The following is a 16,749-nucleotide window of genomic DNA, read 5'->3' on the forward strand; positions in this document are numbered from 1 at the left end:
GAGGCCATGTGTGGAATCGCGGGCTACCACGGGTTCGAGGCCGACGAGGCTCTCCTGCGGCGGATGAACGACTGCCAGAGGCACCGGGGCCCCGACGGTGACGGCATCTTCGTCGACGGCCTCGGCGGGCTGGCCCACCGGCGCCTGTCGATCATCGACGTCGCGCACGGCCAGCAGCCGATGCGGACCAAGGACGGCCGGTTCACCATCGTCTACAACGGCGAGGTCTACAACTACCTCGACCTGCGCGGCGAGCTCGAGGGCCTCGGCGTCGCCTTCGAGACCGACAGCGACACCGAGGTCGTCCTCGAGGCCTTCGCGGCCTGGGGCGTCCAGGCGTTCGACCGGTTCAACGGCATGTTCGGCATCGCCATCTGGGACTCCGAGAAGCAGGAGCTGACCCTCGCCCGCGACCACTTCGGCATCAAGCCGCTCTACGTCTGCCGCGTCCCCGGTGCCGGCAAGGACGGCGCCGACGCGTGGCTCTACGCCAGCGAGATCAAGCCGATCCTCGCCAGCGGCCACTACGACAAGCGCCCCAACGACCGCACCATCTACCGCTACCTGCGCTTCCGCATCCACGAGGACGGGCGCGAGACCTTCTTCGACGGCATCGAGCGCCTCGAGGCCGGCGAGGTCATGACGATCTCGGCCCAGGGCGTCGAGCGACGCCCCTTCACGCGCCTGCGCGAGGAGCTCGCCGAGCTGGCCAAGGAGCAGCGCCCTTACGACGCCGCCGCCGCTGCCGAGTACAAGTCGCGCCTCATCGAGGCCGTACGCCTGCGGCTGCAGTCCGAGGTGCCCGTCGGCACCTCCCTCTCCGGCGGTCTCGACAGCTCCGCCGTGGCGGTCATCATCAACCGCCTCATCAACGAGGGCGACGCGACGACCGAGTCCGTGGGCACGCGCCAGAACACCTTCTCGGCGGTCTTCCCCAACTCGGTCAACGACGAGGAGCGCTACGTCGACGACGTCCTCGACATCTGCCGCGGCCACGTCGCCGGGCACAAGATCAAGCCGACGCCCTCCGAGTTCAAGGAGGACCTCGTCGACTTCGTGCGCACGCAGGAGGAGCCGCTCATCAGCAGCGGCCCGTACGCGCAGTACCAGGTGATGCGCGAGGCCACCAAGCACGTGACGGTCCTGCTCGACGGCCAGGGCGCCGACGAGATGATGGCGGGCTACATCCCGTACTACTTCGTCTACCTGCGCCAACTGCGCGCCCAGGGCGCCGGCAAGGCGGCAGCGGAGCTGAGCAAGTCGCTCGACGTGCTCTACCGGCTCGGCCGGTTCAAGCTCAAGGCCAAGCTGCGCGGCCGCAAGGACGTGCCCACCACCTCGCTGCTCGGGCGCGACTTCGTGGCGGCGCACTCCAGCGAGCGCTACACGACCGAGAACCACAACCTCAAGAAGCGCCTCATCGAGGACCTCTTCGTCGGCTCCCTGCCCTCGCTGCTGCGCTACGAGGACAAGAACACGATGCGCTTCTCGCTCGAGGGGCGCGTGCCGTTCCTCGACAAGGAGGTCGTGAAGTTCATCTTCAGCCTCTCCGACGAGGCGATCATCAAGGACGGCTGGAACAAGCGCGTGCTGCGCGACGCCACCCGCGACCTGCTGCCCGAGTCGATCAACCGGCGCCGCAACAAGATCGGCTTCACGACGCCCCAGGGCGAGTGGTTCATGCGGCTGAAGAACCACCTCTACGGCATCTTCCTGTCCGAGTCGTTCGCGAACCGCCCCTACTTCGACCAGACCGCGGTGCTGCACGCCTTCGAGGGGTGGATCAAGGGCACCAACGACGTGGACTCCATGACCTTCTGGCGCCTGCTCAACCTCGAGCTGTGGCTGCAGGAGTTCTTCGACGACAAGCCGGAGGAGGTGGAGGCCCCCCGCGTCAAGACCGACTACGAGCCCAACGCGCGCAAGCAGCTCGACCTCGTGACGAGCGACGGCACGGCCGTGCGCCGCTACCCGCTGCGCACCGACCTCTTCGCCCGCGAGGACGACCTCGACGCCAAGGCCCTCGGCTACGTCGACCGCTTCTTCGCCGGGCTGCCCGAGGCCGGCCCCGAGCACGCCGCCGCGACGACGGGGAAGTGGTACTTCTTCATCTCCGAGAAGATCGTGGCCATCACGCAGGGCCGCTCGTACTTCATCTGGGACATCAAGGTCTCCCGGCCGGCCCGCGTCCTGTCGCGCTACGTCACCCGCACGCCGGCGGGCATCGGGCTCGGCTCGCCGTTCACGATGCAGCTGGCCATCGAGGAGGTCGGGCTGCCGCGGGTGCTCTACGCCTCCGCCGGCGGCGCGGTCGGCAAGGTGATCGGCCGCAAGGGCCTCTTCTACGAGCTCGTCGGCAACGACATCCGGGCGATCGACGGGCCCACCGAGTACTCCGTCTACCCGGCCAACGTGTCGGCGAAGCTCGCGCCCAAGGACCCCGACCAGGTGGCGGCGCGCCTCTCCGCGGCGATCCGCGCGCGGGTGCCCGAGGCATACCGGAGCACGTTCGGCGGCACGATCGTCATGGACGCCAACGACATCGGCCGCAACGTCCTCGGCATGGACGCGCCCGGTCCCAAGGAGCGCTACGAGGCGATGTTCGCCGACAACCCGCTGGGCCAGGGCTCCGAGCAGACGCCGATGGCCATCGTCTTCGAGAAGCCCTCCGCCTGACCCCGACCCACCCCCGCCTCACCCGTCGAGGGGCCACGTCTGGCCGCTGGTCGACCGTCGAGAGGCCACGTCTGGTCGTTCCGCGGCGGTCGAGAGGCCACGTCTCGCGATAGCGTATGCCGTCCCACCGGCTCGTGCGGTGCCGCTCAGCCCTCGAGGAGCGAGTCGCGGACCTGGCGGCGCAGCACCTTGCCCAGCAGCGACCGGGGCAGCTCGTCGACGACGACCACGCGCCGGGGGACCTTGTAGGCGGCGAGCTGTGACCGGCACCGGGCCTGGACGGCCTCGAGGTCGACCTCCGCGCCCGGCTCGGTCGTCACGACGGCCACCAGCTCCTCGCTGCCGTCGGGCCTGGGCAGGCCGACGACGGCCGCGTCGGTGACGCCGGGCACGGTGCGTACCGCCTCCTCGACCTCCGAGGGCATGACGTTGAAGCCGCCGGTGATGATGAGCTCCTTGATCCGGTCGACGACCGAGACGAACCCGTCGGGGTCGACGGTGACGATGTCGCCCGTGCGGAACCACCCGCCGTCGAGCAGGGAGGCCGCGGTCTCCTCGGGCCGGTTCCAGTAGCCGCCGAACACCTGCGGCCCGCGGATGAGCAGCTCGCCGCGCTCACCGGGTGGACGGTCGCGCGTCGGGTCGTCGGGGTCGACGACCCGGATGTCGGTGCTGGGGAAAGGGACGCCGACGGCGCCCGGCCGGCGTTCCAGGCCGATCGGGTTGCCGATGGCGACCGGTGACGTCTCGGTCAGCCCGTAGCCCTCGACGAGGAGTCCGCCCGTGACCTCCTCCCACAGCTCCAGCGTCTCCCGCGGGAGGGGCATGGCCCCCGAGATCGAGAAGCGCGTCGCGGTGAGGTCGATGCCGCGCTCGCGGGCGGCGACGGCGAGGCGCTGGTAGATCGGCGGTACGGCGGGCAGGAACGTCGGCGGGTGCTTCTTCGCGGCGGCCAGCACGAGGTCGACGTCGAACCTGGGGAAGAGCACGAGCCGCGCGCCGATGCTCATCGCGAAGGTCAGGCAGAGGGTGAGGCCGTACGCGTGGAACATCGGCAGGACGGCATACACGACCTCGTGGCCGGGGGTGAGCCCGGGCACCCAGGCCCGGCCCTGGGCCGCGTTGGCGACGAGGTTGCGGTGGCTGAGCATGGCGCCCTTGGGCCGGCCGGTCGTGCCGCTCGTGTACTGGATCGCGGCCAGGTCGTCCACGCCCGGACCGGGCACGGACGGATCGAGCGGCCCGTGCTCGAGCAGCTCGCGCCAGGGGACGGTCCCGGGTGCGGCGGCGGTCAGCTGGGCGCGCAGCCCCCTGGCCCGACGGACCGGCAGGCGCAGGGCGGCCCGCTTGGTCCAGGGCATCGCCGCTGTGAGGTCGACGGCGACGACCTGCGGGGCCTCCGGCAGCCCCGTGACCGTTGGCGCCACCCGGTCCCAGACGACGGCGACGGTGGCGCCGTGGTCGGCGAGCTGGTGGGCCATCTCCGTCGCGGTGTAGAGCGGGTTGTGCTCGACGACGACCGCCCCGAGACGCAGCACCGCGTAGAAGGCGACGATGTGCTGGGGACAGTTCGGCAGCACGAGGGCGACGCGGTCGCCGGCACCCACGCCGAGGCGGCGCAGGCCCTCGGCGGCGCGGTCCACCTGGGCGCGGAGCTCGGCATAGGTCGTCTCGGCGCCGAAGAACTCGAGGGCCGGGCGCGGCCCGTAGGCCGTCGCCGCCTGCGTCAGCAGGTCGACGAGGGAGGAGTCCGGAGGCTCGATCTCGGTGGGCACCCCTTCGGCGTAGTGGGCCACCCACGTGCGCTCGAGCCCGGCCGTCATCCGCTTCTCCGCTCTGCAGGGACGAGCGCGAACGCGTCCTGCTCCTCCTGGCTGTTGTGGAGCCGGCACACGGCATACAGCCCGTAGAGCAGGCGGCGCAGCTCGGTGACGTCCTCCGGGGCAACGTACCCCGGTTCGATGCCCTCGAGCAGCCGACGCAGCCTGCCCACCTGGTGCTCGATCTCGGCGTGGGCGCGCCGCATCGTGGTGGTGGCCGACGGGCCGAGGGCGCGGGCGACGAGGGGCATGAGCTCCTCCTCGTCGGCCCGCTCGTGCGGGACGAGCTCGCCCTCGAGCCGGTCGAGGAGGTCCTGCACGGGCTCCAACCGGCAGTCGCGCGTGTGCAGGCCGTCGGCCACGGTGCGGATCTGCTCGACGGCCTCGATGACGCGGTCGTGCCCGTCACGGAGCCGGCGGGCGGTGGCGACGTCCTCCGGCGACATGCGCACGGTGTGCAGCCTGCTCGGGAGCAGGGCCCGCAGGGCGATGCCGATGGCGAGCAGGTCGATGCCCTCCTGGAGCACGGCGCCGGCCGCCGGGGGCAGCAGCCCCGCCGCCGCGACCACCATCGCGACGAGGGAGAGGCCCATGCCGACGAGGACGGCCTGGAGCGCGATCCGTCGCGACCGCCGGGCGATGATCATGGCGTCCGCGAGGGCGTCCACCCGGTCGACGGTGAGCACGACGTCCGCGGCCTCGGACGACGCGGTGGCCCCACGGGCGGCGAGGGCGACGCCCACGCCGGCTGCCGCGAGGGCCGGCGCGTCGTTGACGCCGTCGCCGACCATGATCGTGTGCGCGCTCGCCGACTCGTCCTGGATGGCGGCCAGCTTGTCGGCGGGGTCGCGGTCGCCCAGCACGGTGTCGACCCCGACGATCCGGCCGACGGTCTCGGCGATGTCGGCGCGGTCGCCGGTGACGAGGACGGTCCGCCGGATGCCGGCGTCACGCAGGGCTTGCACCATCCGGGGGGCGTCGGCCCGGACGGGGTCCTCGAGCAGGAACGCGCCGGCGGGGCGCCCGTCGACGGCCGCGAAGACGGTGAGGCAGCCGTCGAGGGCGGCACGCCGGCGCACCTGCCGCAGCCACGGCGGCTCGGCGGTCCCGTGCGCATCGGAGGATGCGGAGGCGTCGAGGTCCTCGACGATCCAGCGCGCCTTGCCCAGGCGTACCGAGCTCGACCCGACGCGTCCCTCCAGGCCGTAGCCGTGCACCTCGCGGACCTCGCTGGGCAGGTCGAGGTGCAGTCCCCGCGCCCGGGCGGCGCTCACCAGGGCGCTCGCGAGAGGGTGCGGCGAGACCTGGTCGAGGGAGGCGGCGAGCCGCAGCACCTCCGAGGCCGGCGGGGCGTGGGGGGCGACGACCACCGAGGTGAGCTCGGGCCGGCCGTGGGTCAGCGTGCCGGTCTTGTCGAAGAGGACGACCTCCCCGGCCGCCAGCGCCTCGAGGGCCGCCCCTCCCTTGACGACCACGCCGATCCGGGAGGCGCGGGACAGGCCCGACATGATCGCGACCGGGGCGGCGAGCAGCAGCGGACACGGGGTCGCGACCACCAGCACGGCCACGGCTCGCAGGGGCCCGCCGCCGAGCGCCCAGGCGATGCCCGCGACGACCAGCGTGAGCGGGACGAAGAGCACGGCGAACCGGTCGGCCGTGCGCACGAACGGCGCCGAGGTGGCGGCTGCCTGCTCGACGAGGCGCACGACGTTCGCGTAGGTCGACGCCGACGCGGTGGAGGTGGCGACGAGGTCGACCGGGGGACCGGCGTTGACGACGCCGCTGCGCACGTCGTCGCCGGTCGGGCGCTCCACCGGCATCGGCTCACCGGTGAGCGCCGACTCGTCGAAGGTGGCCGGCCCGAGGAGCCGCCCGTCCACCGGCACGACCTCGCCGGTGCCCACGACGAGCACGTCGCCGGGTGCCACCTCCTCGACGGGTATGCCGTCGACGCCGTCCCCGCGGCGACGCCGGGCCGTGCGCGGGGTGCGCTCGACGAGCAGCCGGAGCTCCCGGTCGGCGCGCGCGGCGGCCCGCTCCTCGAGCAGCCGGCCGGTGGCCAGCATGACGGTCACCATGGCGCCGGCGAACGGCTCACCCACCCACAGGGCCCCGGCGAGGGCCAGCACGGCGATGACGTCGACCGTCGGGCGCCGGTCCGCGACGGATCGCACCGTCCACAGCAGCGACAGGGCCAGTCCCAGCAGCGTCGCCGACACCCACAGGATCTGCGAGGCGCGGTCGGCGCCGGCGACGGCGGCCACCACGCCGGCGGCCAGGAGCAGGGCCGACGTGGCGAAGAAGACCGCGGCCGCGCGGCGACGCCACCAGCTCACACGTCCATTCTCCGCCGCGGGCGAGCCACCGGCGGCCGATGGGGACCCGACTCACACCCCACCCGTCGAGAGGCCACGTGTTGCCGCTCCTCACCCGTCGAGAGGCCACGACCTGCCGCTCCTCACCCGTCGAGAGGCCACGACCTGCCGCTCCTCACCCGTCAAGAGGCCACGACCTGCCGCTCAGGGGAGGTCGGCGAAGACGTCCCGACGGATCGCGGACCCGGGCGGCAGCGACCGGTCGACGAACCACTCCCGCCCGAAGACGAGGTCGTAGAGCGGCCGCGGGATGCGCAGGAAGGCGGCGAGGGTACGGTCCGCGCCACCGTCAGCACTGGCCTGGGAGGCGTGGGCGCGCATCGAGGCGCGCTTGGCGGCGATGTGGCGGCGGACGTTGATCCGGTGGGTGATCTCACCTCGTGCCGAGAAGGCCCGGTCGAAGCTCGAGCGGTCGAACTCCGGAGGGAAGCGGTAGACCTTCGCGACGAGGTCGATGGCCCGGCAGATCGCGTCACGCGGCACGGTCGCCTCGAGCACCCGCGGCGTGCCGGCCAGCTCGGCCGCGCGACGACCGACCACGTGGACCTGCTTGTGGTCCGGGTGGCCGTAGCCCCCGTTCGGTTCGTAGTGCAGCAGGACGTCGACCTGCTCCTCGACCAGGATCTCGGCCAGCCGGCCGGCGGCCTCCTCGACGTCGGCGCGCACGAACCGCGTCGTGCCGGTAGGGTCCGGCGCGACTTCCGGCCCGAGCCCGCTGTCGGCGTAGCCGAGGTGCTCGATCCGCGCCACCCCGAGGGCTCGGGCGCTCGCGCGCAGCTCGTCCATCCGGGCTGCGGCCAGGGTTCCGGGCGAGGTGCCGTCAGCGGTGAACTCACGTGCGGCGAGCCCCAGCTCGCCGTCGGTCGCGACCACGACGATGACGCGGTGCCCCTCTGCCGCGGCTCGTGCCATCGTCCCCGAGGTCAGCAGGGCCTCGTCGTCGGGGTGCGCGTGGAAGGCGAGGAGCGTGTGGGGCACAGTCACCCATCTTGGCGCATGGCACAGTGTCTCCCGTGAAGGTGGCGCTCCTGTCCGACTGTTACCTGCCCAGGCTGGGTGGGATCGAGGTGCAGACGCACGACCTCGCGCAGCACCTCCGCCTGGCCGGTCACGACGTGGAGGTCTTCACCGCCACGCGCGGGAGCCAGGGGGAGATGCACGGTGCCGTGACGGTCGTCGACGGCGTCCCCGTGCACCGGATGGCTGCCCGGATGCCGTGGGAGCTGCCCGTCAACCCGTTCGCGCCGGCCGAGCTGCGCCGGCGGCTGGCGGAGGGCGGCTTCGACGTCGCGCATGTCCAGACCGGGGTCGTCTCCCCGTTCGCCTGGGACGCGACGCGGGTCGCCCTCGGGATCGGCCTGCCGACGGCGATGACGTGGCACTGCATGCTCGCGGGCGTCGCGCCGGCCTTCCGCGTGGCCGGTTTCGTGCGGCGTTGGGCGGCCAGGGGCGTTGCCATGTCGGCGGTCTCGGACGTCGCCGCCGCGCCGCTGCGCCGCCTCCTCGGTCCCGCGAGCACGGTCGGCGTGCTCCCCAACGGCATCGACGTCGGGCGCTGGACCGTGGGCGCCGTTCCCCGAGAGCCGGGACCGCTCCGCCTCGTCACCGCGATGCGGCTGGCCGCGCGCAAGCGGCCCACCGCGCTCGTCGAGCTCGTCGCCGACGCGGCGCGCACCGCCGGTCGCTGCTCGGTGACCCTGACGATCCTCGGCGAGGGACCCGACCGTCGCAAGGTCGAGGCCCTGGTGCGCCGGCGTGGCCTCGACTGGGTGTCCCTCCCGGGCCGGGTGTCGCGCGACGAGCTGCGCCAGAGGTATGCCGCCGCCGACGTCTACCTGTCGCCCGCACGTCTCGAGTCGTTCGGCATCGCAGCCCTCGAGGCGCGGACCGTGGGCCTGCCGGTCATCGCGCGATCGGGCTCCGGCATCGGCGAGTTCGTCACCCACGGAGTCAACGGCCTTGTGGTGTCGAGCGACTCGGAGATGGCAGAAGCGATTGCGAGACTGGCCGCCGAACCCCAGGCGGTGGCACGCATGCGCGCCTGGAACGTCGCGCACCAGCCCACGCAGGACTGGCCGAACGTCGCCGCACTGGCCGTGGCCGAGTACGAGCGAGCGGTCGGCCTGGTGCGCCGATGAGGACCAACGTGCCGGGAGGGCTGCGCGTCGTCGCCCTCACCGCTGGAGGCGACCGCGTCGCCGAGGCACGGCTGCGCCACGGCGAGCACCCTGACGTCGTCTTGGCCCAGGCGGGATGGCTCATCGAGTCCCCGGCCTTCGCGACCGTCCACGACGACGGGGCGCTCGAGCTGGCCTTCCACGTGAGCGAGCCGGACGGCATACGGCCTCGGCCGGACCGCGAGGCGCGGGTCCGGCGCGACCCCGGCGTCGGGGACGACGAGGTGGGCGAGCCCTTCCAGCGGGTGGCGACCTATGCGGTGGTGCGGAGCGAGCGCGGCCTGCTGCTGACGCAGTTCAGCTCGCAGACGCACGTGTCGGGGGATTGGGGCCTTCCCGGTGGCGGTCTCGAGGAGGGCGAGTCGCCGGTCGAGGGCGTGCACCGTGAGGTGTGGGAGGAGACGGGCCAGCGGATCGAGCTCGGCGAGCTCGTCGTCGTGCAGTCGCAGCACTGGGTCGGGCGGGCGCCGTCGGGGGTCCTGGAGGACTTCCACGCCGTCCGGATCGTCTATGCCGCAACGTGTCCCGAGCCCACGGACGTCGTCGTCCACGATGTCGGCGGCACGACGGCGGACGCCCGTTGGGTGCCGGCCGAGCGCCTCGGCGACTACCGGCTGAGCGCCTCGTGGCGCGGTCTGGGCCTGCTCGAGGACCCCGCGCAGCCAGCACCGGCGGACCACCTCCGCCGTCCGAAGGGGGCCGGCGGGGCGGCGTACGACGCTCCGTAGGATGTCGGCCATGGACCTCGTCTACAACCTCCTCGTCGCCCTCCACCTGCTCGGCATGGCCGCGGTCGTGGGCGGCTGGATCGCCGTCCGGTCGGGCCGCACCGTCGTCGCGCCGATCCTCTGGGGGGCACGGGCACAGGTCGTGACGGGGCTGGCGCTCGTCGGTGTGGCCGAGGCGATCAAGGACGACGAGCACCACGTGAACAACACCAAGATCGCGGTCAAGCTCGTGATCGCGCTCGTCGTGCTCACCGCCGCCGAGATCGGCGCGGCCCGCGGTCGCAAGGGCCGCGACACGGGCAGCCTGCTCGACGTCGCCGGTGGCGGCGCCGTCGTCAACGTGCTCGTCGCCACCCTCTGGTGACGCCGGCACCCGAAGGCGGTTACTGAGATGCACTGGGACGCAGGCGTTCTCGCCGGCCTGCTCATCGGACTGGTGTGGGTGGTCGCCGGGGTGACCCTGGTGGTGCTGGGCCGTCACCGCCGCCGCCGGTCGCGCGCCGACGGGGCGGGCAACATGGCGGTCATCGGGTTCTTCCTGCTCGCGGTGGCCGCGCTGACGTGGTTCGCGACGCTGATGCTCGCGCTCGTGCCCCGCTAGCCCACGGTGAAGCGCGCCCCGAGCGCGATGACCGGAGGCACCGAGGCCGACGTGAGGAAGTGCGTGACCCGGTGCACGATGCCGGTGTCGGGGTCCCAGCCCATGATCCACGTGCCGCTGGGAGCGACCGACAGGTAGAGCACCTCGTGACGCACCGTCCACCCGAGCACGGTGCAGCAGTCCGGGTCGCGGGGCTGCTCGTCCCCGAAGACCAGCATGCGCTGGTAGCCGTGCCTGTTCGTCGCCACGATGACCGTGCGGGGATCCACCGCCTGCAGCGGCGGCCCGTCGCCGGCAGCGAGGGTGAAGGCGGACGCGTACTGCGCGGCGTCCGACACGGTCTCGCCGAGCGGGTGCGTCTGCGGCCAGCCGACGGGGATGGCCCGGGCCGAGACGTCGGGGGAGTGCTCGTCGAGGACCGTCTGCCCTTTCTGCACCCGGAACTCGCGGGCTCCGGGGCTGCGGGGAGGGTCCGGTGCGGGCCAGCGCGGGGAGAGCCCCGGGGACCAGGTGCCCTCCGTCGATCCGGCGCGGAGGTAGCCACCCAGCCAGCCCGCCCACTGCAGGTCCGGCGACGGGATTGGGACGGTGTGCGCCGAACGGGTGCCCACGTCGACGACCACGACTCCGCCCGGCTGGGGGAAGGCCAGCGACGTCTTGTCGGCCGAGAAGGCCCATACGTCCAGCGGCGGCCGGGGCAGGCCCGTCCCGGACCGCAGCCCGGTCAGCGACACCGTGTCGAGGGTGAACAGCTGGCCGTCGCCCCACACGACGACCGGGACCCACCGCCCGGGTGAGCGCTCCTCGAGGTAGACCGCGTCCCCGAGCGACTCGAGCCCGCTGGGTCGCCGGCTGCTCGCGAGCTGGTGGAGGCGGTCGGGGTCGATGACCTCGGCGAGGCCCGTGTCCAGCTGCGGCTGGCTCGCCTCGGTGCCCGCCGGAGGCGCCACGACGTACTTCAGGCCGTCGGTCGTGGTGTGCCAGACCGCCTCGGCGGCCTGCGGGACGGGGGTGAGGCCGACCGTCGCCGGCCCCCCGAGCCCGCGCACGCCGGTGAGGCCCGTCAGCCCGCTCAGGCGGTCCGTGGCGGCGTCGTGCGGGACAGTGGCACCGCGCCCGCCGACCCAGAGCCCCGCTGCCGCAAGGGCCGCCACGACGAGTGTCGAGAGCACCCGGCGGCGTGCCGAGGACCGCTGCAGGAGCGCCTGCTGCCAGGCCCGGTCGGCGAGCTCGACCTCGCGGACGCGGGCGCCCAGCTCCTCCAGCAGGGCCCGGACCTCCAGCGGGGTCGGCGCCGCACCGTCCGCGGGGGCCAGCGCGAGCCGCGCGGCGCTCTCCGCCTCCCGGACCCGCCGGTGGACGAGCCCCAGCGCCTCGGCGGTCTCGTCGACCGACCGCCCCTCGAGGCAGCGCAGCACCAGCACCGCGCGCTCCCGGGGTGGGAGCAGGGCCAGGAGTGCGAGCCCGGGAGCGGGGCCGCCACCGGCCGCCGCGACCTCCTCCGCCTCCGCCACCGCCTCGCGGTGGACGCGGGCGCGGACGAACGCCTCGGGTGGCGCCTCGCCGAGGTGGCCCCAGCGGCGGGCGAGGCCGGTGAGGGCGCTCAGCACGACCTCCTCGGCCCGGCGGTCGTCGCCGGTGACCAGCCAGGCGCCACGGAGCAGGCCCAGCTGCCGTCCACGCACCCAGCCGGCGAAGTCCGCGTCGATCCCGCGCATACGCCCTCCTCCCACAAGGATGGGCGCAGTCACCGCTCCAGCACAGCCCCCGAGGGCGCCAGTCCCGCCGGACACACGAAGTGCCCGCCGCCGCCGAGCTGCGGGCTCGGCGGCGGCGGGCACGTCCGGCTTGGTGTGTCGAGCGGGCCGTGTGCCGTATGCCGCCTGCTACGAGCGCTCGAAGGCCAGGTCCCCGCCCACCCAGGTCTGGAGCACGACGGCGTCGCGGATCTCGGCGGGGGATGACTGCTCGAGGGCCCACACGTCACGGTCGACCGCGACGAGGTCGGCCAGCTGGCCGGGCACGAGACGGCCGACGTCGGTGCGCCCCACCGACTCGTGGGCAGCCACGGTGAAGGCGTGCACGGCCTCGGTGAGCGTGACCTTTTCCTCCGGCCGCCAGCCCCCGAGCGGGTGCCCGTCGGGACGCTGGCGGGTGACGGCCGCGTGCAGCCCGTAGAAGGGGTTGGGGTCCTCGACGGGTGCGTCCGAGCCGAAGGCGACCCGCACGCGGGCGTCGAGGAAGGTGCGCCACGCATACGACGCCAGCCGCCGTGGGCCGATGATCTCGTCGGCCAGCTCGAGGTCGGCCGTGCAGTGGCTCGGCTGCATGGAGGCCACGACGTCGAGCGACCGGAAGCGCGGGACGTCCACCGGGCGCACGTGCTGGGCGTGCTCGATGCGCAGCAGCGTGTCGAGGCCCTCGCCACGGACGACCTCGAACGTGTCGAGGACGAGGCGGTTGGCCTCGTCGCCGATGGCGTGGGTGATGACGTCGAGCCCCGACCGCGCCGCCAGCAGGGTTCGCTCCAGCAGCACCTCGTAGGGCATGGCCGCGATGCCGCAGCCCTCGTGGCCGAGGAAGGGCTCGGTCATGTGCGCGGTGTGCGAGCCGAGGGCGCCGTCGCTGAAGAACTTGACCGGACCCACCCGGAAGCGGGCGTCGCCCTGCCCCGAGCGCCGGCCCTCGGCGATGGCGAGCTCGAGGTCGCCGTCGCGGGTGCACTTGGTGACCCGCAGTCGCAGGGCCCCGTCCTCGTGCATCGCCGCGTAGTCCCTACGGGCGTCCTCGCCGTCGATGTCGGTGATGCTGGTGAGGCCTACGGAGAGCAGCCACTCCTGGCACCGCTCGAGCCACGGCCGCAGCGGTGACTCCTCGCGCGGGATGACGTCGAGCAGCTCCTGCGCCGACTCGCGCAGGATGCCGGTGGGCTCGCCGGACTCGTCGCGCTCGATCTCGCCGCCGACCGGGTCGGGGGTGTCACGGGTGATGCCGGCCCGTTGCAGCGCAAGGGAGTTCGCCCAGATCGTGTGGCCGTCGACGCTGGACAGGGCGGCCACCCGGTCGGGGGCCACGAGGTCCAGGGCGTGGCGGTCGGGCTGCTTCGGCACGCGCCACCGGTTGTGGTTCCAGCGGCCGCTGTGCAGCCACTCGCCCTCGGGGAGCGTCTCGGCGTGGGCGCGGACCAGCTCGAGCGCCTCCTCGAGGGACCGTGCCTCGCGCAGGTCGACCGACGACAGGTCGCGCGAGAGCCACTCGGTGTGGATGTGGGCGTCGTGCAGGCCCGGCATGACCAGCGCACCCGGCAGGTCCACCGTCGTGGCGCCCGAGCCCGCCCTCTCGACCGCCTCGTCGCCGACGGCGACGACGACGCCGTCCTCGACGAGGAGGCCATGCGTCCAGGGGCGCGCGCTGTCGCCGGTCCAGATGTGGTCGTGCCGGAAGAGCGTGCGGCTCATGCGGTGGGCACCAGGATGAGCTTGCCGGTGGTGCGCCGGCCCTCGAGCGCCTCGTACGCGGCGGCGGCCTCGGTGAGCGGGTAGCGCCCGCCGATGTCGATCTTCAGCGAGCCGTCGGCGACCGCGCCGAGCACCTCGCGCGCCCGCCACTCGAACTCCTCACGCTCGGCGACGTAGTGACCGAGCGTCGGGCGGGTGAGGAAGAGCGACCCGCCGCTGTTGAGGCGCTGGATGTCGAAGGGCGGCACCTGGCCGCTCGCGCCACCGAAGAGGACCATCATGCCGCGCGGGCGCAGCGAGGCGAGCGACGCGTCGAAGGTCGCCTTGCCGACCCCGTCGTACGCGACGTCGACGCCGCGCCCGGCGGCGTCCCGGACCGCTGCGGCGAGGTCGTCGACGGTCTCGTAGTTGATGAGGTGCTGGGCGCCGAGCGCCCTTGCGATCTCGAGCTTCTCGTCGGACCCGGCCGTGGCGACCACCGTGGCACCGCGGGCGGTGACCATCTGGACGAGGAGCTGCCCGACCCCGCCGGCGGCGGCGTGCACGAGGGCGACGTCACCGGGGCCCACGGCATACGTGCTCGTGACGAGGTAGTGGGCGGTGAGGCCCTGCAGCATCGCCGCGGCGGCCACCTCGAGGTCGACGCCGTCGGGGACGGGGACGAGCAGGCGGGCCGGCTTGTTGACCAGCGTCGACTCGCTCCCGGCGGACTGGCACCACGCGACGCGGTCGCCGACGGCATGGTCCGACACGCCGGGTCCCACGGCGGTGACGGTTCCGGCACCCTCCTCGCCGAGGACGAACGGCGTGGGCACGGGGTAGACGCCCTGGCGCTTGTAGACGTCGATGAAGTTGACTCCGGCCGCGGCCACCTCGACCTGGACCTCGCCCTCGGAGGGGTCGGGGAGGTCGTGGTCGCGGACCTGCAGGACGCTGCGGTCGCCGGGCTCGGAGACGAAGACGCTGGTCGCACGGTTCATGCTCGCCACCCTACGACCGGGGCCGCCTCCGTCCGGGGGCGGCGTCGCCCGCAGCCCCGATACGCACGAGCAGGGCGACCTCGTCCTCGAGGGCCGCGAGCAGCGCCTCGGGGTCGGTGACCCTCCCCTCGTCGGCCATGACACCGATGCGCACCGCGTCGTCGTAGGTGACGATGCAGAACCCCAGCGTGTGGCGACCCGACCCGGGCACCCACCCGAGCACGCCCGTCACGGGGACGCCCGCCAGGTGGCGCAGCTCCCGCGGGCCGGCGACGTTCGTCGTCACGCCGATCGCCTTGTCGGCGAAGAAGTCGACAACTCTGCGCTCGAGCCGGGCGGGCAGGTGGCCGATGACCGAGATGAGGGCGAAGGTGAGCGCCGCCTCCGGTGAGGCCTTGAGCCAGTCCATCCGCGCCTTGGACAGCGCGAGGCGACCGAGTGGCGTGGCGTCCCGGCTCGGGAAGCGCAGGAAGAGCAGGGCGAAGCGGTTGCCGAGCTCGCGGGGCAGCGGCTCGTCGAGGGGGCGGACGTTGACCGGCACCATCGTGACCAGGTCGACCGGGTGTAGGCCCCGCTCGGCCTGGTAGGTGTGCAGGGCGCCGGCGACAGCGCTGAGCAGCACGTCGTTGAGCGTGGCTCCGACGAGCCGGCCGGCCTGCTTCAGGCCGGGAAGTGGGAGCGGCGTCGTCCACACGATGCGCTTGCGCCGCCCCGGTTCACCGCCCACCGCGCTCGCGGGGTTCGTGGTCAGCAACAGGTCCGAGACGACCTGGCCGGTGCGCAGGGTGGTGCCGGCGACGTCCGTGAGGGTCGCGCCCACCCCCTTGGCGCGCAGGCGCCTCCATCCCACGCGCGCCGCCGTGAGGACCAGTCGGGACGCGGCGGCGACGGCGCCCGGGCGCGTCCCGGGCGGCGGCAGCGGGGGAGCGGGCTCAGCCGACGCCGCCCCGAGGAGGTCGCCGGGTCGGCCGTCGGCATCCTCGGTCAGGCCGAGCAGGACGCGGGTGAGGGCTATGCCGTCGGCGAGCGCGTGGTGGATGCGGAAGACGAGCGCGGCACCGTCCGCAGGACCGTCGACGAGATGCACCTCCCACATCGCCCGGGTGCGGTCGAGGGGCTGGGTCAGGTGGTCCTCGATGTAGGCCTGCAGGTCCGCGTCCGTCGCCCCCGCGGGAAGGGTCGCCCGGCGCACGTGCCGCTCGAGGTCGAAGGCGGGGTCGTCCTGCCACCGATGGCGGGCGAGGGGGCCGCGGCTGCGGACGGCGCGCTGGCTGAACACGGGGTATGGCTCGACGATCCTCTCCCGGATGACGCCGAGCACGCGGTCCCAGTCCGGGACCCTCTCGAGCAGCACCACCGAGACGATGACCATGAGGTTGGTGGGCCGGTCCATGGTGAGCCAGAGGATGTCGGCCGAGCCCATCGGGCGCGAGCGCCGCGGCACTTACGTGCCTGCCAGCACGGAGAGCGCGGGTCCGTCGACGCGGAAGGTCGTCCACTCGTCGAGCGGGGCTGCGCCGTGCGCCCGGTAGAACTCGATCGACGGGGTGTTCCAGTCGAGCACCGTCCACTCCAGCCGGGTCCACCCACGCTCGACGCAGATGGCGGCGAGGCGCGAGAGCAGCGCCTTGCCGATCCCGAGCCCGCGCTGCTCCGGATCGACGAAGAGGTCCTCGAGCCAGATGCCGGCCTGCCCCGTCCACGTCGAGAAACTGCGGAACCAGATCGCCATCGCCACGACCCTGTCCTCCCGCACGCCCACGAGGGCGTATGCCGTCGGGTCGCCCTGGGCAGGGAAGAGCGCCTCGCGGAACTGCTGGGGCGTCGCGGTGGCGGAGTCGGGCTCCTTCTCGTAGGCGGCGAGGCCCTGCACGAGGCGGATGAGGTCGGGCACGTCGGAGACGGTGGCGTCCCGGATGTCGTAGTCGGTCACG

General features: G+C 73.4%; 13 protein-coding genes. 5 read left to right on the top strand and 8 right to left on the bottom strand.

The annotated features are described in order from the left end of the window. The first annotated feature begins 6 nt into the window (after window positions 1–6). Window positions 7–2,676, top strand: a complete 2,670-nt coding sequence (gene asnB / locus ABD241_RS00825; RefSeq protein WP_344057452.1) for an asparagine synthase (glutamine-hydrolyzing) — start codon at window positions 7–9, stop codon at window positions 2,674–2,676. A 146-nt stretch (window positions 2,677–2,822) separates the two neighbouring features. On the opposite strand, the gene ABD241_RS00830 is transcribed toward asnB, so the two are convergent. The 3 genes from ABD241_RS00830 to ABD241_RS00840 form a co-directional block, all read right to left on the bottom strand. Further along, on the bottom strand, window positions 2,823–4,499 hold the full coding sequence (locus ABD241_RS00830) for a long-chain-fatty-acid--CoA ligase (protein WP_344057454.1): 1,677 nt from the start codon (window positions 4,497–4,499) through the stop codon (window positions 2,823–2,825). Further along, a complete protein-coding gene (locus ABD241_RS00835; protein WP_344057456.1) occupies window positions 4,496–6,832 on the bottom strand; it encodes a heavy metal translocating P-type ATPase in 2,337 nt (778 codons plus the stop codon). Before ABD241_RS00835 ends, ABD241_RS00830 begins: the two co-directional genes overlap by 4 nt. Window positions 6,833–7,015: 183 nt before the next feature. Beyond that, window positions 7,016–7,849, bottom strand: coding sequence for a PIG-L deacetylase family protein (locus ABD241_RS00840; protein WP_344057458.1), 834 nt, complete (start codon window positions 7,847–7,849; stop codon window positions 7,016–7,018). A gap of 35 nt (window positions 7,850–7,884) precedes the next feature. Between ABD241_RS00840 and ABD241_RS00845 the strand changes: the two genes are divergently transcribed. From ABD241_RS00845 to ABD241_RS00860, 4 genes are read left to right on the top strand one after another with little or no spacing between them, the layout of a single operon-like run. Then, the gene (locus ABD241_RS00845) at window positions 7,885–9,009 is read left to right on the top strand and encodes a glycosyltransferase (protein WP_344057460.1); all 1,125 of its coding nucleotides are present in this window, start codon (window positions 7,885–7,887) and stop codon (window positions 9,007–9,009) included. Then, window positions 9,006–9,776, top strand: a complete 771-nt coding sequence (locus ABD241_RS00850; RefSeq protein WP_344057462.1) for an NUDIX hydrolase — start codon at window positions 9,006–9,008, stop codon at window positions 9,774–9,776. Before ABD241_RS00845 ends, ABD241_RS00850 begins: the two co-directional genes overlap by 4 nt. 10 nt (window positions 9,777–9,786) lie before the next feature. Next, window positions 9,787–10,140 (top strand): hypothetical protein, encoded by a 354-nt coding sequence (locus ABD241_RS00855; protein WP_344057464.1) that lies wholly within the window; start codon window positions 9,787–9,789, stop codon window positions 10,138–10,140. Window positions 10,141–10,167: 27 nt separating this feature from the next. Continuing rightward, entirely contained in the window at window positions 10,168–10,377 is a 210-nt protein-coding gene (locus ABD241_RS00860) for a hypothetical protein (protein ID WP_344057466.1), read from the top strand. Here the strand turns inward: ABD241_RS00860 and ABD241_RS00865 are convergent. The 5 genes from ABD241_RS00865 to ABD241_RS00885 form a co-directional block, all read right to left on the bottom strand. Continuing rightward, window positions 10,374–12,095, bottom strand: a complete 1,722-nt coding sequence (locus ABD241_RS00865) for a sigma factor-like helix-turn-helix DNA-binding protein (protein ID WP_344057468.1) — start codon at window positions 12,093–12,095, stop codon at window positions 10,374–10,376. The two genes, ABD241_RS00860 and ABD241_RS00865, sit on opposite strands and share 4 nt — an antisense overlap. Window positions 12,096–12,263: 168 nt before the next feature. Continuing rightward, a complete protein-coding gene (locus ABD241_RS00870; protein ID WP_344057470.1) occupies window positions 12,264–13,835 on the bottom strand; it encodes an amidohydrolase in 1,572 nt (523 codons plus the stop codon). Beyond that, window positions 13,832–14,815 (bottom strand): quinone oxidoreductase family protein, encoded by a 984-nt coding sequence (locus ABD241_RS00875; RefSeq protein ID WP_344057472.1) that lies wholly within the window; start codon window positions 14,813–14,815, stop codon window positions 13,832–13,834. Before ABD241_RS00875 ends, ABD241_RS00870 begins: the two co-directional genes overlap by 4 nt. A gap of 10 nt (window positions 14,816–14,825) precedes the next feature. After that, on the bottom strand, window positions 14,826–16,259 hold the full coding sequence (locus ABD241_RS00880) for a wax ester/triacylglycerol synthase family O-acyltransferase (protein ID WP_344057474.1): 1,434 nt from the start codon (window positions 16,257–16,259) through the stop codon (window positions 14,826–14,828). Next, the gene (locus ABD241_RS00885; RefSeq protein ID WP_344057476.1) at window positions 16,260–16,748 is read right to left on the bottom strand and encodes a GNAT family N-acetyltransferase; all 489 of its coding nucleotides are present in this window, start codon (window positions 16,746–16,748) and stop codon (window positions 16,260–16,262) included. Between the last annotated feature and the right edge of the window lies 1 nt (window position 16,749).

Origin of the sequence: Terrabacter lapilli, from assembly GCF_039531305.1 — a bacterium.
In the GTDB taxonomy this organism is placed as follows: domain Bacteria; phylum Actinomycetota; class Actinomycetes; order Actinomycetales; family Dermatophilaceae; genus Terrabacter; species Terrabacter lapilli.